The organism is Marinobacter sp. F4206 (assembly GCF_019392195.1).
Classification (GTDB): Bacteria; Pseudomonadota; Gammaproteobacteria; order Pseudomonadales; family Oleiphilaceae; genus Marinobacter.
The window spans coordinates 555258-576086 of the sequence record NZ_JAHXKI010000002.1 but is presented as its reverse complement, the minus strand read 5'-3'; the positions used below and the strand labels follow the sequence as shown (position 1 = coordinate 576086).

The following is a 20829-nucleotide window of genomic DNA, read 5'->3' as shown; positions in this document are numbered from 1 at the left end:
TTAGTCAATGACGCTGCCCCGCTTCAGGTATTTGGCCATGGCTACGGTGCCGACAAACCCCATAACAGCAATCAGCAGGGCGGCCTCAAGGTACATACGCGTTCCGAGCGTTATGCCCAGTAGGATGATCAGGGCGATGGCGTTGATATAGAGGGTGTCCAGCGCCAATACGCGGTCGGGCGCATCCGGGCCCTTGAACAGACGATACACATTCAGTAGGGCCGCGAGGGTCACCATGCCAATAGTAATGTAGAGCGTGATGGTGATCATTCGAACATCTCCAGCAACGGTTTTTCGTAGCGGGTGCGGATAGCGTCAATAACCTCTTCATCGTTCTCCGCGTCCAGAGCGTGCACAAGCAGAAGCCTGTTGTCGTCACTGATATCGACACTGACGGTGCCGGGAGTCAGTGAGATGGTGCTTGCAAGGATGCTGATGGCCAGCGGGTGTTCCAGCTCCAGCGGGTAACATACGAACACCGGGCGTGGCTGGCGCGAGCTGAGAATGAGCTTTGCCACCTCGAAGCTGGCGACAACAATATCCCGGATGACGTGCAACAGGTACGCGGGCATGCGCCAGGATTTGATGAAGGCCGGCCGTTCGGGCCAAAACCCGTGGGTGATCTGGGGAATCACCCAGGCCAGGATTACGCCCATAACCAAGCTGGCACCGGTAACGCCGTCGTTCAGCAACTGCCAGGTGACGAACAGAATCAGGCTGAGCCAGGGCTGGGGAAAACTGAGGCGATCAAACATTAGCTGTCCTCCCCGACCATGGTTGTCTTGAGTATCTCGAGATAGCCTTCGGGATTGTGAAGCTGGACCGCCGTGGCATCGGTGTAGGCGCTGATTGGATCGGCGAGAGCGACGATAACCACGCTCAGGGCCACAAGTGCACCGGCGGCGACGGAGACGTTGCCCCCAAGTGCCTTCGGTTCCTCAATGTGCCCTTCCACGGTCCGCCAGAACACGATGCTGCCAGCCCGGCTATAGGCAATGACGGTAAAGAAGCTGCCGACCAGGATTACCGACCACAACCAGGCCATCTCGGGGCCGGACACAACCGATTGCAGGATCAGCAGCTTGGCGAAGAACCCGCTCAACGGCGGCAGGCCGGCGGCGGCCACTGCGCCGAGCAGAAACAGCACGCTCAGGAAGGTGCGGTTGCGCATGCGCGGGGCCGTTACAATCCTGTCCTTGGCACTTCCCCGCTGATGGGCCACCAGTTCGGCGACCAGGAACAGGCCGCCGACGGTCCAGGTGGTACTGAGCAGATAGAACAGGGCCGCGGAGATGCCCGCCACCGAGCCCAGGGCAATGGGGGCCATCAGGGTGCCAACGGAAATGATGACCTGCCAGGCAACCAGGGTTTTCAGGTTGTCCGCCCCAAGGGCCCCGATAACCCCCATGGCAAGGGTGATCAGCGCCAGCGGGAACAGCCAGTCCATGCCCAGATTGGCGAGTGCGCCGGCATCGTCGCCGAAAATAAGCAGGTAGACCCTCAGAATCGCGTAAATACCCACCTTGGTCATGACCGCGAATAATGCCGCCACCGGCGCGGTGGCCTTGGCATAGGCCTTGGGCAGCCAGAAACACAGGGGGATCAGGGCGGCTTTCAGGGCAAAGACCACCAGCAGCATCATGCCGCCGGCTTTCACAATGTTCAGGTTTTCGCCACTGACCTTTGGTATCTCAAGGGCGAGATCCGCCATGTTCAGGGTGCCAGTGACACTGTAGATCATGCCGACGCTGATCAGGAACACGGCGGACCCGGCCAGGTTAAGCACCACGTAATGCAGGCCAGGAACCGTGCGGGCCCGGCCGCCGCCATGCATTAGCAGACCGTAGGAGGCAATCAGCAGAACCTCGAACGCCACGAACAGGTTGAACAGGTCACCGGTAAGAAAGGCGATGTTCAGCCCCATGAGCTGGAACAGGAACAGCCCGTGGAACTGACGGTTGCCCTCATCGGCACCGCCGATGGCGAAGATGTGGCAGAACAGCGCCAGAATCGCCGTCAGAACCAGCATCAGGGCTGCCAGGCGATCCAATACCAGGACAATGCCGAATGGAGGCTGCCAGTTGCCAAACGCGTAGAGGCGGTAGCTGTCGTCGCTGGCCATAACGACCAGGACAATGGTCGAGACCAGAAGCAGCACGGTGGTGGCAATGGCCAGCGTGCGTCTCAGGCTGATGGGCGCATAGCCCATGAACACCTGAAGAATGCCGCCGAGCAGTGGAATCAGGATGGGTGCGGTAAGCCACTGGTTCATTGGCCGGTACCCTCCTCGTTCTGCTCCGGTTTGGTTGGCTTGACGTCCTGATGGCCGTCCACGTGATCGTCCTCGTGGTCGGCCAGGCTACGCAATGACAGCACCACGACGAAGGCGGTCATGGCAAAGCCGATAACAATCGCCGTCAGCACAAGCGCCTGGGGCAGGGGGTCCGTATAGGCGTCGGTGGTGCCGATAATGGGTTGGGCCCCGGTTGCGAGCCGGCCGCTGGAAAACAGGAACAGGTTGACGCCATAGGAAATCAGCGTCAGCCCGACCACCACCGGGAAGGTGCGAGCCCGCAACAGCAGGTACACGCCCGAGGCGGTCAGGGCGCCGATGACCAGTGCAAAGACAAGCTCCATTACGCGCCCTCCTTAGGACTCTGGATGGCCGAGTGAGGTGACAGCCGCCCAATACTGACCAGGGCCAGCAGAGTCGCGCCGATGACCGTGAGGTAGACGCCGAGGTCGAAGATGAGGGCCGACGCCACCTCAAATTTACCCACTATCGGCCAGGTAATGTAGCCGAACGTGGAGGTGAGGAACGGGTAGTTGAACGCGAAGCTGCCGGCACCGGCAATAACCGCGAACAACAGGCCTACGCCGATGACGCTGTGGTACTTGAAGGGTACCCGGTCCTGAGTCCAGATCATGCCACTGGCCACGTACTGGAGAATAAGGGCGATCGAGGTGATCAGGCCGGCGATGAAGCCACCGCCGGGAAGGTTGTGGCCACGCAGGAAAATGAATACGGAGACCATGAGTGCCAGTGGCAGCATGGGCCGTGCGATCAGTTTCAACATCAGCGGGTGTGCATCCCGTGTCCAGTTATGGCCCTGGCCATCGCCCGGGGGCGGTGTCAGGGCAGTATTTTTCAGCATCGCGTAGATACCCAGGGCGGCAATGGCCAGCACGGTAATCTCGCCCAGCGTATCGAAGCCCCGGAAATCGACCAGAATGACATTGACCACATTGGTGCCGCCTCCCCCGGGCTTGCTGTTCTCCAGGAAGAACTCGGAGATGGAACTGAACGGCTGGGTCAGCATGGCCAGGGTTACCAGGGTCATGCCGACACCGGCAACCAGGGCGATGATGATGTCCCGGGTCCGGCGCGGCGCTGACGTCTCCAGCGGTGTCCAGGACGGCATGTAGTAGAGGGCCAGCATCAGCAGCACAATGGTGACGACCTCGATGGACAATTGGGTCATGGCCAGATCGGGCGCCGAGAACCGGGCAAACGCCAGTGCCACCAGCAGGCCAACGACGCTGAGCAGGACCAGCGCGTAAAATCTGGCCCGATGGAGGGCTGCCGTCAGCGCGGCACAAAGGATCAGGATACCCGCGCCAACTGCCGTGGCGCCGTCGACCGGGCTGAGGCCGGCCTCACCGATGAATACCCCCAAGTTGGCAAGAGGCGCGGCGGCCACGGCGATCACACTGAGCACCAGCAGCATGCCATAGCGCTGAAGCGAGCCATTCTCAAGCTTGGCTGTCAGGCGGTTAGCAAGGTTCTCGACCCGCAATACCACGGCTTCGAACACGGCCTTTTCATCGACTTCCTTGAAACGGGCATGGAAATCGAAAAAGCGTTGACGTTGGCTGTACATGAGCAGGCCGCCGAAGAATGCGAGAAAGCTCATGAGCAATGGCAGATTGAAACCGTGTGCGATGGTCAGGTGGTATTCCGGGACATCGCCGCCAAGAGTCGCAAAGGCTGCCGCGTACAATAGCGGGCCGACCGAGATGGCCGGAAATATGCCCACCATGATGCAAGCGAACACCAGAATCTCGACCGGGATTTTCATGTACCGGGGCGGTTCGTGGGGCGGGTAGATCGGCAGGTCTACCGGTTTGCCGTTAAAGAACACGTCGTGGATGAAGCGAGCCGAATAGGCCACCGCAAAAATCCCGGCCAGCGTGGCCACCAGAGGCGGCAACCAGGCCCAGAGTCCCGGCAGATTCAGTTCCAGGGATTCTGCAAAAAACATTTCCTTGCTCAGGAAGCCGTTCAGCAGCGGTACGCCGGCCATGGAGGAGGCGGCGACCATCGCCAACGTCGCGGTGTGGGGCATATAACGCCACAGACCGTTGATCCGGCGCATGTCCCGGGTCCCGGTTTCGTGATCGATGATGCCCGCAGCCATGAACAGGGATGCCTTGAAGATGGCGTGGTTAATCACATGGAAAACCGCCGCGACAGCGGCCAGCTTTGTGCCCATCCCGAAGAGGAGCGTAATCAGGCCCAGGTGACTGACGGTTGAATACGCCAGCAGGCCTTTCAAGTCATGCTTGAACATCGCTATGTAGGCGCCCAGAAGCAGCGTGGCCATGCCGGTAAAGCTCACCATGTAGAACCACTGCTCGGTTCCCGCCAGGGCCGGGTAGAGGCGGGCCATCAGGAAGATACCGGCTTTGACCATTGTCGCGGAGTGAAGGTAGGCGGACACCGGGGTGGGCGCCTGCATGGCATGGGGCAGCCAGAAGTGGAAAGGGAACTGGGCGGATTTGGTAAAGGCGCCCAACAGAACCAGCGTCAGCGCAACCGGATACATGGCGTGGGCCTTGATCTGGTCACCGGCCGCCAGCACGTCGTCCAGCTCAAAGCTACCGACAATGTTGCCGATCATCAGAATGCCGGCGAGCAGGGCCAGACCGCCCCCGCCGGTAACCGCCAGCGCCATGCGGGCGCCGCGTCGGGCATCCTGCTTGTGGGTCCAGAAACTGATCAGCAGGAAGGAGGTGAGGCTGGTCAGCTCCCAGAAGATCATCATTAACAGCAGGTTGCTGGAGAGCACGATGCCGAGCATCGATCCCTTGAAGCACAACAGCAGGGCGTAGAACTTGCCGACGTTTTCCTTGGCTTTCAGGTAGTAGCGGGCATAGAGAATGATCAGCAGCCCGATGATCAGAATCAGCAGCGCGAACAGCAGAGACAAACCGTCGAGTCGAAAGCTCAGAGAGAGTCCCAACGCCGGTAACCACTCGGCGCTGAAAAGAATGACGCCGCCGTCGGCAATGGTCTGCCAGTGAGGGTAAAGCGCGGCCAGGGCAATCAGGGCCGGAACGGAAGATGCTATAGCGATCGCCGTGCGTCCGCCCTGGGCGAACAGGGGCGCGGCGATGGCACCCAGAAACGGCAGTAAAACAACCAGCGGTAGCGACATCGCAACCTCGTTATCGGTTCTTCTTTTTCATGAATGGAAACGGGTATTTGCCTGAGTCTAGTCTCGGGCCCGCCCTCCTGCATAACTCAGCAGACAAGTCTGGAGTGAGAGCGCTGCGGGAGAAGTCAGACCTTGGCAGGTGGGTCGGGGAAGTAGGGTAAACGGCCCCGGTGCCGCGCGATGTCAGCGGTAATGGGTGGGCGCCTGGATTGCATGCAGCCGAAGGACCTTGCGGTCATGGTTGCTCCGTCAGTCAAACTTGATTGCCGATGATACGTGGCCCGTCCCGCAGGTCAAGTCAACTTGCCATAGATCAAGTGTATACTCGATATAAATTTTTCCAGAGGTCACCACATGAGCGCCGCGTACCCAAACCTGCTTAAGCCCCTCGATCTCGGCTTTACCGAACTCCGGAACCGGGTGTTGATGGGATCCATGCACACCGGTCTGGAAGATCGGTTCTGGAACATCCACAAGTTCGCGCGATATTTCGCCGAGCGGGCCGAAGGTGGCGTTGGCCTGATGGTGACCGGCGGTTACTCGCCAAACATTGCCGGCCAGCTTGCTCCGCTGGCCTCAACCATGAACAACCGGGCGACCGCGCTCCTGCACCGTCACGTAACCGGCGCCGTGCATGAGGCGGGGAGCAAGATCTGCCTGCAGCTGCTGCACGCCGGGCGCTATGGCTATCAGCCCCTGATTGTCTCGGCCTCGGCGACCAAGGCGCCGATCAGTCCGTTCAAGGCCCGGGCGCTGTCCAGCAGGGGCGTGGAGCGCCAGATCAACGACTTTGTCAGCGCCGCCAAACTGGCGAAATTTGCCGGTTATGATGGCGTTGAGGTGATGGGGTCCGAAGGCTATTTCATCAACCAGTTCCTGTGCGAACGAACCAACAAGCGCACTGACCAGTGGGGCGGCCCGTACGAGAATCGCATGCGGCTGCCGGTGGAGATTGTTCGCCGAATTCGTGACGCGGTCGGGCCCGAGTTCATTATCATCTACAGGTTGTCCATGCTGGATCTGGTTGAGGGTGGCCAGACCTGGGATCAGATCGTGACTCTGGGCAAGGCCATCGAGCAGGCCGGAGCCACCATCATCAACACCGGCATCGGCTGGCACGAGGCTCGGGTGCCGACCATCGTGACCTCTGTGCCCAGAGGTGGTTTTGCCGATGTGACGGCCAAGTTCTATGGCGAAGTCGACATCCCGGTCTGTACCACCAACCGCATCAATACGCCGGAAAAGGGCGAAGAAATCCTGGCTGCGGGCAAAGCGGATATGGTTTCTATGGCGCGGCCGCTGTTGGCGGACAGCGAGTTCGTCCGCAAAGCCGAACAGGGGCGCGCGGACGAAATCAATACCTGTATCGCCTGCAACCAGGCCTGTCTTGATCACGCCTTCCAGGCCAAGCGGGCGTCCTGCCTGGTCAACCCAAGGGCCTGTCACGAGACCGAACTGGTGCTGACGGTGGCCCCCGTGGCCCGTCGCGTGGCAGTGGTCGGCGCGGGCCCGGCGGGCCTGGCGGCAGCCACGACGGCGGCAAAACGCGGACATCGGGTGACCCTGTTCGAAGCGGACGACCGGATAGGCGGCCAGTTCAACTACGCCAAGCGCATTCCCGGCAAGGAAGAGTTTTACGAGACCCTGCGCTATTTCCAGCGCCAGATTGAACTGCTCGGGATTGATCTGCAATTGAACACCCGGGTCGACAGCGACACACTCGCCGCCGACGGGTTTGACGATGTCATTGTTGCGACGGGAGTGAAGCCGCGAACGCCACAGATTGATGGAATCGACCATCCCAAGGTTCTGGGGTATCTGGACGTGTTGAGGCATAGCAAGCCGGTCGGTTCGACAGTGGCGGTTATTGGCGCCGGCGGAATCGGTTTCGATGTGAGTGAATTCCTGACCCACGATTTCAGCCATCAACCCGAGGGCGAACAGGTCAGCGTTGAGGCGTGGCAGGCCGAGTGGGGCGTGAATCCGGACTTTGATGGCCCCGGCGGACTGGCGGAGCCAAAACCGACGCCGTCACCGCGCAAGATTTACCTGATGCAGCGCAAGACCGGCAAGGTCGGTGGGGGGCTGGGCAAAACCTCTGGCTGGGTGCATCGCAACAGTCTTAAGCACCGGGATGTGGAAATGCTCCGCGGCTGCCGGTACGACCGGATCGACGATGCCGGCTTGCACATCACGCTCACCGACAAGGACGGCAAGGTGAAGGAAACGCGGGTACTTGAGGTGGACAACGTGGTGATCTGTGCGGGGCAGGAGTCCTATCGGGAACTCTATGACCAGATCGAGGCAAACGGTGTGCGGGCGCATCTGATTGGTGGAGCCGATGTCGCCGAGGAGCTGGATGCGAAGCGGGCGATTCGCCAGGGAACCGAAGTTGCCGCGAGTATCTAGCCGTCAAGGCCCGGGGCTTCCTGCCCCAAGGTGACCAGTTTCTGACGCTTTGCGTCAGTCTGGTTATCGGGCCAGCTTTAGCGCGTCGAAAATCGCCTGAGCCTCTGCTTCGAGTACCTGGCAGCGCAGGCTATTGCCCTGCTGAAGCGCCTGAGCCAGTTGTTTCTGCTTCATGTCATAGAGCCGGTTGAGAATATCGGCCTGACTTTGTCTGATCGGTGCGTCCATGGTTACCTCCCCACTTTTACACCTGTGTCAAAATCTTTTACGTTTGGCGCCAGATTTTGGCCCTTCCACAATGTTAGATGCATAACGCAGGCCACCTGTTACAGTTTCAGCGACCAAATCGTGAACGGTAGGCGCCGGGCGCCAGCCCGGTGTGTTTTCGGAACAGCCGGCTGAACGAGCTGACGTCCTCATAACCAGTTGCGTTGATGATTTCGTCAATGGATCGTCGGGACGTCTCCAGATGATGACGGACATGCTCCACCCGAAGCAGTTGCAGGTAAGTGTTGGGGGTATCTCCGGTTGCGGCCTTGAAGCGCCGAAGCAGGGAGCGCTCGCTCAGCCCGGCCTCCCGGGCCAGTTCTGCCAGCGAGACAGCGCGTGCAAAGTTCGCGTCTAGCCAGTCCTGCAGTTTCAGTACGGTGCTGTCGGCGTGGTAGCGCTTCGCCTGCAGGGCGCTGTAGGGCGCCTGGCTGGTTCGCCCGGCATCAATGACAAACGCTTTTGCCAGCTGCCGGGACACCTCCGGCCCCGCGTATCGTTCCACCAGATGCACGCCCAGGTCCCACCAGGCCATTCCGCCGCCGGCACAGGCAATGTCGCCGTCGACCGTGACCAGCTTTTCCGGTCGGCAGATGACGTCGGGGTAGCGCTGACGGAACTGATTGCTGAAGCCCCAATGGGTGGTTGCCTCCTTGCCGTCGAGCAACCTCGCTTCTGCCAGAAGAAAGGCTCCGGTGCAGTTGCTGGCCAGCAGTGCGGGTGAGACATCCTGCCGGGACAGCCAGTCGACCAGACCGGAATTCCGGGCCAGCACTTCCGCGATGGGAGCACCGATGGTGGGCACGATAATGATATCGGCAGGGGGCAGGTCACTGCTGTTCCAACTGCCATCGGCCAGCAACGTTATACCGTTGATGCAGCGGCACGGGTCGCCAGATTCGGTGAGCAATTGTGTCCGGAACATGGGGGCAGGCTGTTCGTCGTGGATGCGGGCCCAGGTCACACCCGCCAGTCGAAACAGGTCGATGATGCCGGTAATGGCGCTGGCAAGGGCGCCATCAAAACCGATGATAGAGACGGTGTGCACGGACGACTCCTTCAGTAGGCCCGCGGTGGGGCATTCTATTCGGGACGCGCTGTAAATACGTCCCTGTACGCTTGAGTGCAGCATCCCTGCTGCACACAGTCCCGAATAGAATGCCCCACCGCGGGCTTCCGCTTCTTTCGGCGAGAGTGGCGATATTGGCCATGATTATGTCATAAATGCCGGTTTTCTATCCCCCCCCGGCTGTGACACTCTGTGCACAATTAACAGGAGAACCAAGAATGACTGACACTCTGATTGATCGCCGGGATCTGGCGTTCCAGCTCTACGACGTGCTCGACACCGAATCATTGGTCCAGCGGGAGCGCTTCAGTGAGCACAGCCGCGATACCTTCGACGCGGTGATCGAAACCGCCGACCGCATCGCCCGGGACAAGTTTGCGACCCACAACAGCGCCGCCGACAAGGATGAACCCCGGTTCGTGGACGGCGCCGTCGAGATGCTGCCGCAAGTCAAGGAAGCCTTCGATGCCTACGCCGAGGCTGGCTTTATTGCCGGGCGCTACGACTACGATCTGGGCGGAATGCAGTTGCCGGAGTCGGTGATGGCGGCCTGCAACGGCTTCTTTACCGCGGCCAACCCGGGCACCGCGGGCTATCCGTTCCTGACCACCGCCGCAGCCAACCTCATTCGTGTTTTTGGCAGCCAGCAACAGCAGGACACGTTTCTGCCACACATGCTGTCAGGTCGCTTTACAGGCACCATGGCGCTGACCGAGCCCCACGCCGGTTCCTCGCTGGCGGATATCCGTACCTCGGCGACTCCGACCGACGAGGGCCACTACCTGATCAAAGGCGCCAAGATCTATATCTCCGGGGGCGAGCAGTCGCTGACCGAGAACATCGTTCATATGGTGCTGGCCAAGATCAAGGGCGCGCCGGCGGGCGTGAAGGGTATTTCCCTGTTTATCGTTCCCAAGTTCCTGGTCGATGAAGACGGCAACGCCACTGAACGCAATGGCGTGAACCTTGCCGGCCTGATTCACAAGCTGGGCTACCGGGGCACCACCTCCACCGCTCTCAGCTTTGGGGATGACGCCCCGTGCCACGGGTATTTGGTGGGCGAGCCGCACCAGGGACTGAAGTACATGTTCCAGATGATGAACGAAGCCCGTGTGGGCGTGGGCTTCGGGGCGGCGGTCATCGGGTATCGAGGGTATATGCACAGCCTGGAGTATGCCCGGGATCGACTGCAGGGTCGCAAGCCGTCGGAAAAGAACCCGGAGGCACCACAGGTCCCCATCATCGATCATGCCGATGTCCGGCGCATGTTGCTGGCCCAGAAAGCCTACAGTGAGGGCGGGCTGGCATTGTGCCTGTATGGCGCGCGCCTGATGGACGACCAGCACACCCATCCGGATGAACAAAAGCGGATGGAGGCGGGTAAGCTGCTGGACCTGCTGACGCCGGTGATCAAAGCCTGGCCCTCGGAGTATGGTCCCAAGGCCAATGACCTGGCGATCCAGGTATACGGCGGCGCAGGGTATACGCGGGAGTATCCGGTGGAGCAGTGCTGGCGGGACAATCGCCTGAATCCCATACATGAGGGTACCAATGGCATTCAGGCGCTGGATTTGCTGGGCCGCAAGATCTGGCAGGATCAGAGTCACGGGCTGCAGTTGCTGATGCAGGAAATGCAGGTGGATCTGGAAGCGGCGACCACCGACCGTTGCCAGCAGTGGGCGCTGTCACTGAGTGAAACCCTGCAGCAGGCGGTTAAGGTGACCCAGAGTCTGGGCAAGTCGCTGATGAGCGAGAATCCCGACAACGTCCTGGCCAATGCCTCGTGCTATCTGCATCTGTTTGGCCACATCATCGTTTCCTGGATGTGGCTGCGCCAGGCCAATGCCGCTGAAAAGCTGCTGGTGGACGCCGGGTCTGACGATGAGAAGAATTTCTATCAGGGCAAGCTTCAGGCCGCCCAGTATTTCTTCCACTGGGAGTTGCCCACGGTGGCCCAGGATCTGGTGTTGCTGAAAAATCAGGACGATACCTGCCTGAACATGAAATCGGAGTGGTTCTAACCCCCCGCGTCCCGGATCGCCGGTGGGCCTCTATACAGGAGCGGGCCTGCCGGCGGGCAGGGGCCCAGTGGCGAAATCCGGTTTTGTGAACCAGACTTGTGAAGTTCGCTGTCGCGGACGTTTCGAGGCATGTTGAGTAGACCAATAACAAAGCAGCAACTCGACCACAGGGATGGCAAAGCCATGGCAACACCGAATGCTCAGTCAGGGGCCGTGCACTGGTCTGTTCAGGATGTACTCAGCGAATACGTTACCTCCGGCCGGTTGGCCGAAGTGGTTTATCGTGATAGCGCCGGTCAGGTCTGTATGGTTCATGATGTTATCAGGGATCTGTTCCGGAGGGCGGGCCAGGATTTCATCCTGCTGGGGCGGGGCAACCTCATCGGCATTGATCATGTCATTACTCTCGACGGCCAGCTTCTCTCCGTAAGTCATCACTAACCAAAGAGTAATCCTGATGTAATTGTATGTAACCGGATGTAGCCGTAACCTGTTCCGTTGTACTCACTGACCAACAGAAGGATATGGTTATGAACAAGTTCACACTGGGCGCGCTGGCGTTTGCAATGACTCTCGGCCTTTCTGCCTGCAGTTCCGAAGACAATGAAGGTGTCGATGTCGAACAGGCGGCAGACAATGCCGGGGAAATGATGGAAGACGCCGGAGACGCAGCCGAGGAGACGTACGAGGAAGCGACCGGTCAGGATGAAGGAGCCCTTGGCGAGATGCAGGAGGGTGCAGAAGACGCAGCGGATGAAATGGGCGATGCCGCTGAAGAAGCTGGAGAGGACATGGAAGAGGGTTATGAGGAAATGACCCAGTAATACTCCGGCAGAACCTTACGCTGTCCGGCGCAGAGCAGCCTCTCTGTGCCGGGTTGTGGCTTTTCATAGCTGCCTCCTGATAAGCCCCTGTCAAAAAACGTTAACCGTTCTGTCTTTTCCCTGTTCCCCACCTGTCACATTTGCTGCCGAAACTGACCTCTCCATTACGAATGCCAGTCATTACAGGGAGAGAACACCATGGCCAAGCACGACCTTGATCCGAAATACCTGGACCCGAACTACGAACCGGTAGTCAATCACGCCGGCAATCACCCGTTTCATGAGGTCCTCGCGGCCCGGATGCAACGCCGTTCGGTGATGAAAGGCACCGTTGGCGCCGCGCTGGCAAGCATCATGGGCGTGGGCCTGGCCGCTTGTGCCAGCGACGGTGACAACAGCGGCAGCAACACGAATACCAACACTGATAATGGCGGCAACAGCGGCGCGGCCACGGAATTGGGGTTCAAGGCCATTCCGGTATCAACCGCCAATCAGGCGGTTGTTCCTGAAGGTTATTCCGCTCAGCCCTTCCTGCCCTGGGGCACGCCGATCACCGGTTCCTACCCGGCATTCCAGGCCGATGCCTCCAACAGCGGTGAGGATCAGGAACAGCAGGTCGGTATGCACCACGATGGCATGCATTTCTTCCCGATCGACCAGAAAGCCGGCGGCAATAGTTCCACCGAGGGCCTGCTGGTGATGAACCACGAGTACATCAATCAAAGCGCCCTGCATCCGGATGGCCCGACCGACGCTGACACCAACGACGGTGTGCGTCCCGAGGGCGAGGTTCGCAAGGAAGTCGCCGCCCACGGGGTTTCCGTTGTGCATATCAAGCAGGACAGCGAAGGTACCTGGGATGTGGTGTTTGGCAGCCCGTTCAACCGCCGGATTACCGGCGGCACCGAGATGGATATCCGCGGTCCGGTGCGCGGCTATGAGAAGCTGATCACCAAGTTCAGCCCGGACGCCACCAGGACCCGTGGCACCCTGAACAACTGTTCCATGGGCCCGACGCCCTGGGGCACTTACCTGACTGCGGAAGAGAACTGGCACGGTTACTTTGCCAACAGCGCTGGTACCCAACCTCGTGAACAGACCCGCCATGGTGTGGGCAGTTCCAGCCGCTACGACTGGGAGCTGGCGGACAATGCCGCGGACGCCTATGTGCGTTTTGATGTAACTCCGGGCGTCGGTACCGCTGACGAAGACTATCGCAACGAAGCCAACACCTACGGCTACATGGTGGAAATCGATCCCTTCACACCGGAAAGCAAGCCCCAGAAGCGCACCGCGCTGGGCCGCTTTGGCCACGAGGGGGTTATTTTCGCTCCGGTCAGGGAGGGTCAGCCGGTCGTGTGTTACTCGGGCGACGACTCGCGCTTCGAATACATCTACAAGTTCGTGTCCTCCAAGCCCTATTCGGCAGCCACTGCCGGCGGCTACCTACTGGATGAAGGCACCCTGTATGTGGCCCGCTTCAACGAGGATGGTTCCGGCGACTGGTTGCCGTTGTCGCTTGAGGATGCCGACTTTGCCGCCAAGGTAACAGCTGCCGAAGGCACAACGGTCGGTGATATCGCCTTCGACGGTTTTGCCAGCCAGGCCGATGTGCTGCTCAATACCCGTCTGGCAGCGGACATCGCCGGTGCCACACCGATGGACCGCCCGGAGTGGGGCGCTGTCGATCCGAACTCCGGCGAAGTCTACTTTACCCTGACCAACAACTCCGAGCGCACGGAAGCGCAGACCAACGCGGCCAACCCGATTGCCGAGAATCGCACCGGTCATATCATCCGGTGGACGGAAGAGAACGATGACCACTCGGCCGTTGCGTTCGACTGGGACATCTTTGTCTTTGCCGGTGAGCAGGGCACCGAAACGGTTGTCGACGGCAACACCGTGGTGTCGCTGACCGACGACAACATCTTCAACAGCCCGGATGGTCTCTGGTTCGACTACAACGGTCGGCTGTGGATCCAGACCGATGGCTCCGACGATGCGCCGTACCAGAACAATATGATGCTGGCGGCCAACCCGGTGACCCGTGAGATCAAGCGCTTCTTCGTGGGTCCACAGGGTTGTGAGGTCACCGGCGTGGTGACCACGCCGGATGTAAAGACCATGTTCGTCAACATACAGCATCCGGCGGCTGACTGGCCCTTTGGAACGGAGGGCGATCATCCCCGGGATGCCACGGTCATTGTGACGCGCGACGACGGTGGGGTTATCGGCGCTTAAACACCGGAAAGCCCACAGCAACAACGGCAGCCGCAGGGCCAGCCGATTCTGTCAGGGAATCGGTAGGCGCTGCGGTTTTTTTGTTCAAGAAATCGCCAGTCCCGCCGTTATAAGGTAAGAATCAACTAAAGTATGAGTTATTAGCTCCCGTCAATTCATTACTCTCCATAATGGCGTTTGGGCGCAGAATGATTACACGAACAATAAAAATCTCGAGGTTGTTATGGCAGTACTCGAACGGACAGCGGTCCTCTGGGGGGTGGCAATTGCGGTTGTGGCGTCGGTTGCCGGTGGATTGGTGGCGCCGGTGTTAGGCCTGGAACCCGCGTCTGTGTTCATTGGGGTGGTCAGCGGGCTTGTGCTCGCCGGCGGTTACTTCATCGTTCGAGTGCTCGAGCCCATCGAGCGAAGTATAAAGGGACTGAACGACGGCTCCTTGCCCGAGGACCACCCGTTGAGGACCCTGTGTGGTGAGCTGCTTGCGGATGCCGGGGCCGGCCGTGCCCTGGTAGAGACCCTGGCGGGCAGTGCCGACCAGAACGCGATCTCTGCGGCCCAGGTGTCCTTTGCTGCCGACCAGTTGAAGCTGCGTCTGGATCGACAGGTACAGGAGACCGCCCAGATGGCGGATTACGCCGGCCAGATCACGGAAACCGTGCGCGAATCCTCGGCTCAGGCCACGGAGGCAGCGACCATGGCGCACCAGGCCAGTGTGACCAGTGCCGAGGGGCGGCAGGCCCTGGTCGATGCCATCGACAGTGTACGACTGGTGCATCAGCAATCCGGAGAGAACCTGAAGCTGATCCAGGAGCTGAACGAGAAATCCAACAAGATCCAGGGCGTTACGACAACCATTCAGGGCATCGCCGAGCAGACCAACCTGTTAGCACTCAATGCCGCCATTGAGGCAGCACGTGCCGGAGAACAGGGCAGGGGGTTTGCCGTGGTTGCAGATGAAGTTCGGCAGCTGGCGGCCAGAACCGCCCAGGCCACCGGCGAAGTCGCGGAAACCCTTCAGGAAATTCGGTCAGGCACGAACCTGGTTGTTACCCGCATTGAAGACCTTGCCCGCAGTGTCGAAGAGGGGCTGACGTCGGTGGAAAGCGTTGGCGAGCGCCTGGACCAGATCCGTGACCAGTCCGATCGGGTGCAGCAGCAGGTGGCAAGGATTGCCGAGATTGATCAGAACAATGAGCAGAGTCTGGAGCAGATGTTCTCGGGTATTGAGACCGTCAGGGACCAGATAGAGGAGAGCGATTCCAGTGTCGCGTCCCTCGCCGAGCAGGCCGCGACCCTGATGGAGGTGGCCGAGAAAGCCAACGCTGCCTTTGCCCTGAACAGTGATGCCAGTTACCACCGATTCTTTTACGATCAGGCCAAGAATGGCGCCGCGAAAATCGGACAGCTGTTCGAACAGGCGATCCGGGACGGGAAATTGTCGCAACAGGCCTTATTCGACAAGAAGCGAGAAGCGATTCCCGATACCCAGCCTCCCAAATATGCCAGCAGCTTTGACCGGTTCACCGATCAGGTCCTGCCGACTACGCAGGAGGCGGTCAAGAACGCCCACGAAGCGCTGGTGTTTGCCATCTGTGCGGCACCGGATGGTTATGTACCCACCCATAACCGCGACTTTGCCCATGCGCCAACCGGCGATCCCAAGGTGGACCTGGTAAAGAGTCGGAGCAAGCGGTTGTTCAACGACCGGACCGGCATTCGCTGCGGCAGTCATACTCAGGATATGTTGCTGCAGACCTATCGGCGGGACACCGGGGAAATCATGCACGACCTGTCCGTGCCCATCTATGTGAACGGAAAGCACTGGGGCGGATTCCGCCTGGGGTACCGTCCGGATAACCACTGATCCGTCAGTGAGTTCCGGTGCCTTCGGCTGTGGTAGACTTCGGTAAGATGCTCTGAAGGAGAACATGTTTTGGCCGAACAGGAACATATCCCTGCCGATTCCGACCCCATTGCCCGTCGCTCCGACCCGGCCCGCAACCTGGCCGTGGTGGTTTACATACTTCAGGCTCTGTCCTTTTTCGTTGGCGGCATCACTGGCCTGGTGGGCGTGATCATCAATTACGTCAAGATGGAGGATGTCCGCAACACCTGGATTGAGCGTCACTTTCAATGGCAGATTCGTACCTTCTGGATCGGTCTGTTGTGGACGGTGATCGGTATCGTGACCGCCCCGCTGATCATCGGCTGGTTCATCCTGCTCGGCATCTCGATCTGGATCATCTACCGGATTGTCAAAGGGGCGCTCGCCCTGAATGAAGGCCGGCCCGTGTAGGACCGTCCCGTCGGACCTGCAAGGAACGGCCATATTCACGGCGGCTTCCTGTTTTCCTGGTCAGTCAGAGAGTGCTCACGTAACTGAGAGCGCCGAGGCTGAGCAGGAAAAAGCACAGGGCAAAGATCACCCGATTGCGACGGTGGGGTGGGAACAGACTCTCACGGTAGCTCATGTTCAGACTCCGTTGGCCAATCATGGAGTTGCTACTGCCAGCGAGTGCCAAAAAATCCTGGCCTCGACGCACAGCCCGCAGTTGGTCTTGGAACACTGATCTGCATCGTGTAGGTGCACGCCCTTCATTGTGCCGGGCGTTCGATTGTTCAGGCCCCTGTAGGCCCTGATGTGGCGACTGAGTGCGTGGGATGCTTCTTTCGGGGTCGCGAACGGACCCAGATCCGCCTGTTCGCGGGTGAGGGCGTACCAGCCATACAAGGTGTGCATGAGCCGGTCCTGGTGTTCTCCGGGTATTGCGGTGTCTGTTCTCATGTCTCTGCCTCTACTTACTACGACTACGCAGTAGAACGACACTTCCTTGTTGTTATTTTCCCGTCAGCTTGATCCGTGGTTACGGATACTGCTCACCACGCACACTGCCTCAGGATGGTTCCAGAGGCATTGCTCGATGTGACGCCTTTCTCAGACGGACGGGTCAATCTGACGTCACTTCCCGGAGCCGGAGGGCACTGAACATGCCGGCAAGCCCCATCAAACCCAGAACAAGAATGACGGCCACCTCGGACACCATGGAAACCAGTGCCGTCAGGCCGCCGGTCATCAGCAAAAGAACACCGATCACCGTGTTACTAACTGCAGTGTAGTCGGTTCTTTTGTTGCCGCCAGCCATATCCACGAGGTAGGTTTTCCGGCCCAGCCGGACGCCAGCATGGGCGATACTCAGGACAAAGAACGCCGCCGGATAAAACCAGACGCTGCCAATATCCGTGCCCACGACCAGCGCGGTGATACCCACGGCAATGCATACACCACTGGCCATGGCCGCTCCCCGGATCATCACCCGCCGGCTGGAGGTGTCGGCCATCCACCCCCAGAAGCTGGCACTCAACGAACTGGCCAGGCTACTGGCGAGCAGAAAAATGCCGAGCATCCAGCCGGCATCGGCCTCCTGTTGGGCCAGAACCACAAAATAGGGCGAGGCGAGGGCGGAGCACAGAAGCAGCGCCCGGGTAATCACGAAATGACGAAAGGGGGCATCGTCGCGCAGAAGCGAAAGGCTTTTCAGGGCGTCGGAGAGCGCATTGCCGCCGCCACTGGTTTCCCCGCCGTATTCCTCAACACCCGCAAACAGCAACCCGGCAATGATCCAGAGGCCGGCGGCCAGTAAAAGCAGGGCTGTGTAAAAGGCAATGCCGGGATCGCCACGATCCCAGAACAGCAACACGGTCATTATTACGGTGGCCGTCCCGCCCAGAGTCGTCGCAAGGCCGGATAATCGGCCCCGGCGGGTTTTGGGGATACATTTGCCCTGTACGTCCTTCATGGAGACTGAGCAAAAGCCTCGGGCCAGTGAGAACGTGACCAGTCCCGCGACAATGCCGCCGCCTGCAGCGTAGCCGTCGAGAAACCAGACACTGGCTGCCATCGCCATGACACTGACGGCCTGGCCAAAGCTGCCCAGGGTCCAGAACCACTTGCGAACCGGTTTTCGCCTGACCCAGGCCCCGATCACCATCTGTGGTACCAGGGAGCCTGCTTCACGGATGGGAACAAGCCAGGCCACCAGCGCCGGCGCGCCAACCGCACTCATCAACCAGGCCAGGACTGTTTTCGGGCTGATCAGCAGGTCGCCGAGCTTGGTCAGCACGTTGCTCGCCAGAATCAGAAAAAAGTTACGGGGAACTTCCCGGCAGGCTTCTTCGGGGATGTCCTTGCAGACCCGCGCATCTTCCTCATTGGCAATGAGGCTGTACAGTTGGTCGATGGTGTCTGTGCTCTGCTTGGGCAAACCGGCGTCCTCGGGGGAAATGTGTGGCCAAGGATACCAGCACCTCCGGTACCCCTGAACCCCGATGTACGCCCCGGCAGCAGGCTCAGACCAGATGGTGGTCCCAGTGGACCGGCAGATCGGCGATTTTTCGCGGGATATTGTCAGCCCCTGGACACCGGCACAATCGGGAATAGATCCTCGGGCCAGCAATCGCCCTGTACTGCCTTTGATGACCTCAGCGGTTCCGCCGCGTTATCGCCGTTGGCTTGCCTGAATGTCACTGGTCGGGCCTAATGGGCGTCCGTACTGAGGGAGCCGATCCATGTTGAGTTATCTCCACGCCTTCCATGCCGGAAACTTTGCCGATGTCCAGAAACACGCTGCCTTGACGCTGGCGATTACCATGATGCAGGCGAAATCGTCCGGTATTGCCTTTATGGATACCCATGCCGGCAGTGCGATCTATGATCTCGGGAGTGAGCGGGCCAGGAAGACCGCCGAGGCTGATCAAGGCGTCCAGAGGCTCTGGGCGGCCCGGCCACGGCTTCAATCCGCGGACTGGCAACCCGTGCTGGATCTGTTGTCAGCGCACAACCGCGGGGCGGGGCGGTTGAGTAAATACCCCGGGTCACCGGCCTGGTTTCGTCGTTTTCTCCGCAGCGAAGATTCGCTGACGACCTTTGAGCTGCACCCGACCGAAGGCGATCAGCTGGAGGACTGGGCATCGGAACAGGGGGTTCGGGTCGTCCGGTCGGATGGTCTTGCCGGCCTGCTGAAACAACTGCCGCCCCGGCAGCCGCGACTGCTGGTGCTCATTGATCCCTCGTATGAAATCAAGTCCGACTACGCCGATGTGGCGGCAACCCTGGATAAGGCATGGCAGAAGTGCCGTCATGGTGTCTATCTTGTCTGGTATCCGATCCTGACCAGCGGTCTGCAACACGGATTGCTGGAGGCGATTCAACAGACAGGTGTGCGGAAGGTGCTGCGCAGCGAGGTTCACCTTGAACAGCCGCCGGAGCGGGGGATGGTTGGGTCAGGGATGCTGGTGGTGAACCCGCCCTGGGGGTTCGATGACCGACTGGCCGCGATGATGGGCGAGGTCAGCGGAAACGACGGACTTGCAATAAGCCACCAACTGGAATGGCTGGTGCCGGAGTAGCAGGAAACGCCACCCCGATAGGAAGCCGTTCCCTTTTGTCAGTCTCCGCTCTGGTTCGCCGGTGCTGACGGCTGGTTTTCAAGGGTATCAACCAGCTGGCGAATCCGTTTTAGGATTTCGTTGCCGCGCTCCCCGGTGGCGTCGACGTAGGCCTGGTGGACCGGTCGGCTGGCTTTCGCAAACGCTGCGCGTTCCTCCTCGCTCAGTCGGACCACCTGGAGTTCGCCCGCCTCGAGCATGCTTTCCATTCGCGCCCGGTTGAGTTCAGCCTGGGTTTTCCAGGCCACCTCGGCGACATCGGCCAGGGCACTATCCAGCCATTGCTGCTCCTTGGCAGGCAGTGCCTTGTACCAGTCGCCGTTGGTCACCAGCGAGGAGACAAACTGGGCGGGGCGGGCAATGGTCATGGTGCTCTGCACTTCGTAAAAATTCATTTCCTCGATGGCGAACACAGGGTTCGTCTGGGCATCAATCTGGCGCAGTTGGAGATCGCTGTACACCTGGGAATAGGGGATCTGGCTTGGCTCGGCACCGTAAGCGCGGTAGGTTGCGGCTGCCATGTCCGAGGTCATGGTCCGGATTCGCAGCCCCTGGAAGTCCGCCGGCGTGCGCAGGGGTTTATTGGCGGTCCACGCCATCCAGCCTTCAGGCACGAAAGCGAGCAGTTTCAGGTTCCGGCTTGCGTACGGTGTTTCGAACATGGCCAGGAGGTCGGGGCTGGCCAGTAGCTGGCGGTTCACGTTGCCGTCGTCGGATAACAGGTAGTGCAGCGTGAATACCCCGACTTCAGGTATCTGGTCGGCGAGGTGTCCGGGCGAAGCAAAAGCGAGGTTCACGGAGCCGTTCTTGGCCAGCTCGGTCAGCTGCGCAGAGGTGCCGAGCGAACCGTAGGGGAAGATGTCGAGCTGAATCTTGCCCTCGGAGAGCTCTTCGATTCTCTCTTTTAGTGCTACCGCATAGGCATGTTGTACACTGCCCTCGATTTCTTCCAGGGCAAAGCGCCAGGTCACCGGGTATTCCGGTGGGGTGGTCTCCGGCGTTGCACTACCTGAGGACTCGGGTTCGCTTTCGGAGCAGCCGGCCAGGACTGAGAGCAGGATTGCCAGGAAGGGAAGCCAGAGGCTGGTAATGCGCATGTCCCGTTCTCCAGAGCC

Annotated in this window: 18 protein-coding genes; 8 read left to right on the top strand and 10 right to left on the bottom strand. The window is 60.0% G+C overall.

Annotation, left to right across the window (positions count from 1 at the left end):
• From KZO34_RS04900 to KZO34_RS04880, 5 genes are read right to left on the bottom strand one after another with little or no spacing between them, the layout of a single operon-like run.
• The gene (locus KZO34_RS04900) at positions 1-270 is read right to left on the bottom strand and encodes a K+/H+ antiporter subunit F (protein ID WP_219473946.1); all 270 of its coding nucleotides are present in this window, start codon (positions 268-270) and stop codon (positions 1-3) included.
• A complete protein-coding gene (locus KZO34_RS04895; RefSeq protein ID WP_219473944.1) occupies positions 267-755 on the bottom strand; it encodes a Na+/H+ antiporter subunit E in 489 nt (162 codons plus the stop codon). Before KZO34_RS04895 ends, KZO34_RS04900 begins: the two co-directional genes overlap by 4 nt.
• Positions 755-2272: a monovalent cation/H+ antiporter subunit D gene (locus KZO34_RS04890; RefSeq protein ID WP_219473942.1), complete on the bottom strand. Its 1518-nt coding sequence runs from the start codon at positions 2270-2272 to the stop codon at positions 755-757. The genes KZO34_RS04895 and KZO34_RS04890 overlap by 1 nt, the downstream gene beginning before the upstream one ends.
• Positions 2269-2637: a Na+/H+ antiporter subunit C gene (locus KZO34_RS04885; protein WP_219473941.1), complete on the bottom strand. Its 369-nt coding sequence runs from the start codon at positions 2635-2637 to the stop codon at positions 2269-2271. The genes KZO34_RS04890 and KZO34_RS04885 overlap by 4 nt, the downstream gene beginning before the upstream one ends.
• Positions 2637-5438, bottom strand: a complete 2802-nt coding sequence (locus KZO34_RS04880; RefSeq protein ID WP_219473939.1) for a monovalent cation/H+ antiporter subunit A — start codon at positions 5436-5438, stop codon at positions 2637-2639. The genes KZO34_RS04885 and KZO34_RS04880 overlap by 1 nt, the downstream gene beginning before the upstream one ends.
• 354 nt (positions 5439-5792) lie before the next feature.
• Between KZO34_RS04880 and KZO34_RS04875 the strand changes: the two genes are divergently transcribed.
• On the top strand, positions 5793-7847 hold the full coding sequence (locus KZO34_RS04875; RefSeq protein WP_219473937.1) for an NADPH-dependent 2,4-dienoyl-CoA reductase: 2055 nt from the start codon (positions 5793-5795) through the stop codon (positions 7845-7847).
• A 63-nt stretch (positions 7848-7910) separates the two neighbouring features.
• Here KZO34_RS04875 and KZO34_RS04870 read toward each other — a convergent pair whose 3' ends face one another.
• Positions 7911-8075: a hypothetical protein gene (locus KZO34_RS04870; protein ID WP_219473935.1), complete on the bottom strand. Its 165-nt coding sequence runs from the start codon at positions 8073-8075 to the stop codon at positions 7911-7913.
• A gap of 106 nt (positions 8076-8181) precedes the next feature.
• Positions 8182-9162, bottom strand: a complete 981-nt coding sequence (locus KZO34_RS04865) for a GlxA family transcriptional regulator (RefSeq protein WP_219473934.1) — start codon at positions 9160-9162, stop codon at positions 8182-8184.
• Positions 9163-9401: 239 nt separating this feature from the next.
• On the opposite strand from KZO34_RS04865, the gene KZO34_RS04860 reads away from it, so the two are divergent.
• From KZO34_RS04860 to KZO34_RS04835, 6 genes are all read left to right on the top strand, one after another.
• Entirely contained in the window at positions 9402-11204 is a 1803-nt protein-coding gene (locus KZO34_RS04860) for an acyl-CoA dehydrogenase (RefSeq protein WP_219473932.1), read from the top strand.
• 183 nt (positions 11205-11387) lie between these two features.
• Positions 11388-11645, top strand: coding sequence for a hypothetical protein (locus KZO34_RS04855; protein WP_219473930.1), 258 nt, complete (start codon positions 11388-11390; stop codon positions 11643-11645).
• A gap of 89 nt (positions 11646-11734) precedes the next feature.
• A complete protein-coding gene (locus KZO34_RS04850; protein WP_219473928.1) occupies positions 11735-12028 on the top strand; it encodes a hypothetical protein in 294 nt (97 codons plus the stop codon).
• Between the two features lie 198 nt (positions 12029-12226).
• On the top strand, positions 12227-14269 hold the full coding sequence (locus KZO34_RS04845) for a PhoX family protein (protein WP_219473925.1): 2043 nt from the start codon (positions 12227-12229) through the stop codon (positions 14267-14269).
• Between the two features lie 223 nt (positions 14270-14492).
• Positions 14493-16133: a methyl-accepting chemotaxis protein gene (locus KZO34_RS04840; RefSeq protein WP_219473923.1), complete on the top strand. Its 1641-nt coding sequence runs from the start codon at positions 14493-14495 to the stop codon at positions 16131-16133.
• A 69-nt stretch (positions 16134-16202) separates the two neighbouring features.
• Entirely contained in the window at positions 16203-16565 is a 363-nt protein-coding gene (locus KZO34_RS04835) for a DUF4870 family protein (RefSeq protein WP_219473921.1), read from the top strand.
• A gap of 195 nt (positions 16566-16760) precedes the next feature.
• Here KZO34_RS04835 and KZO34_RS04830 read toward each other — a convergent pair whose 3' ends face one another.
• Both KZO34_RS04830 and KZO34_RS04825 read right to left on the bottom strand, forming a co-directional pair.
• Positions 16761-17054: a DUF6316 family protein gene (locus KZO34_RS04830; protein WP_219473919.1), complete on the bottom strand. Its 294-nt coding sequence runs from the start codon at positions 17052-17054 to the stop codon at positions 16761-16763.
• Between the two features lie 163 nt (positions 17055-17217).
• Positions 17218-18531 (bottom strand): MFS transporter, encoded by a 1314-nt coding sequence (locus KZO34_RS04825; protein ID WP_219473916.1) that lies wholly within the window; start codon positions 18529-18531, stop codon positions 17218-17220.
• A gap of 304 nt (positions 18532-18835) precedes the next feature.
• Between KZO34_RS04825 and KZO34_RS04820 the strand changes: the two genes are divergently transcribed.
• Positions 18836-19675: a 23S rRNA (adenine(2030)-N(6))-methyltransferase RlmJ gene (locus KZO34_RS04820; protein ID WP_219473915.1), complete on the top strand. Its 840-nt coding sequence runs from the start codon at positions 18836-18838 to the stop codon at positions 19673-19675.
• A 38-nt stretch (positions 19676-19713) separates the two neighbouring features.
• Here KZO34_RS04820 and KZO34_RS04815 read toward each other — a convergent pair whose 3' ends face one another.
• Positions 19714-20811, bottom strand: a complete 1098-nt coding sequence (locus tag KZO34_RS04815) for a TRAP transporter substrate-binding protein (protein WP_219473914.1) — start codon at positions 20809-20811, stop codon at positions 19714-19716.
• Positions 20812-20829 lie beyond the last annotated feature (18 nt).

Bases quoted from the DNA above. Each gene is read 5' to 3' on its own strand.
- KZO34_RS04900 (WP_219473946.1), bottom strand. From the start codon at position 270: ATGATCACCATCACGCTCTACATTACTATTGGCATGGTGACCCTCGCG.
- KZO34_RS04895 (WP_219473944.1), bottom strand. From the start codon at position 755: ATGTTTGATCGCCTCAGTTTTCCCCAGCCCTGGCTCAGCCTGATTCTG.
- KZO34_RS04890 (WP_219473942.1), bottom strand. From the start codon at position 2,272: ATGAACCAGTGGCTTACCGCACCCATCCTGATTCCACTGCTCGGCGGC.
- KZO34_RS04885 (WP_219473941.1), bottom strand. From the start codon at position 2,637: ATGGAGCTTGTCTTTGCACTGGTCATCGGCGCCCTGACCGCCTCGGGC.
- KZO34_RS04880 (WP_219473939.1), bottom strand. From the start codon at position 5,438: ATGTCGCTACCGCTGGTTGTTTTACTGCCGTTTCTGGGTGCCATCGCC.
- KZO34_RS04875 (WP_219473937.1), top strand. From the start codon at position 5,793: ATGAGCGCCGCGTACCCAAACCTGCTTAAGCCCCTCGATCTCGGCTTT.
- KZO34_RS04870 (WP_219473935.1), bottom strand. From the start codon at position 8,075: ATGGACGCACCGATCAGACAAAGTCAGGCCGATATTCTCAACCGGCTC.
- KZO34_RS04860 (WP_219473932.1), top strand. From the start codon at position 9,402: ATGACTGACACTCTGATTGATCGCCGGGATCTGGCGTTCCAGCTCTAC.
- KZO34_RS04855 (WP_219473930.1), top strand. From the start codon at position 11,388: ATGGCAACACCGAATGCTCAGTCAGGGGCCGTGCACTGGTCTGTTCAG.
- KZO34_RS04850 (WP_219473928.1), top strand. From the start codon at position 11,735: ATGAACAAGTTCACACTGGGCGCGCTGGCGTTTGCAATGACTCTCGGC.
- KZO34_RS04845 (WP_219473925.1), top strand. From the start codon at position 12,227: ATGGCCAAGCACGACCTTGATCCGAAATACCTGGACCCGAACTACGAA.
- KZO34_RS04840 (WP_219473923.1), top strand. From the start codon at position 14,493: ATGGCAGTACTCGAACGGACAGCGGTCCTCTGGGGGGTGGCAATTGCG.
- KZO34_RS04830 (WP_219473919.1), bottom strand. From the start codon at position 17,054: ATGAGAACAGACACCGCAATACCCGGAGAACACCAGGACCGGCTCATG.
- KZO34_RS04820 (WP_219473915.1), top strand. From the start codon at position 18,836: ATGTTGAGTTATCTCCACGCCTTCCATGCCGGAAACTTTGCCGATGTC.
- KZO34_RS04815 (WP_219473914.1), bottom strand. From the start codon at position 20,811: ATGCGCATTACCAGCCTCTGGCTTCCCTTCCTGGCAATCCTGCTCTCA.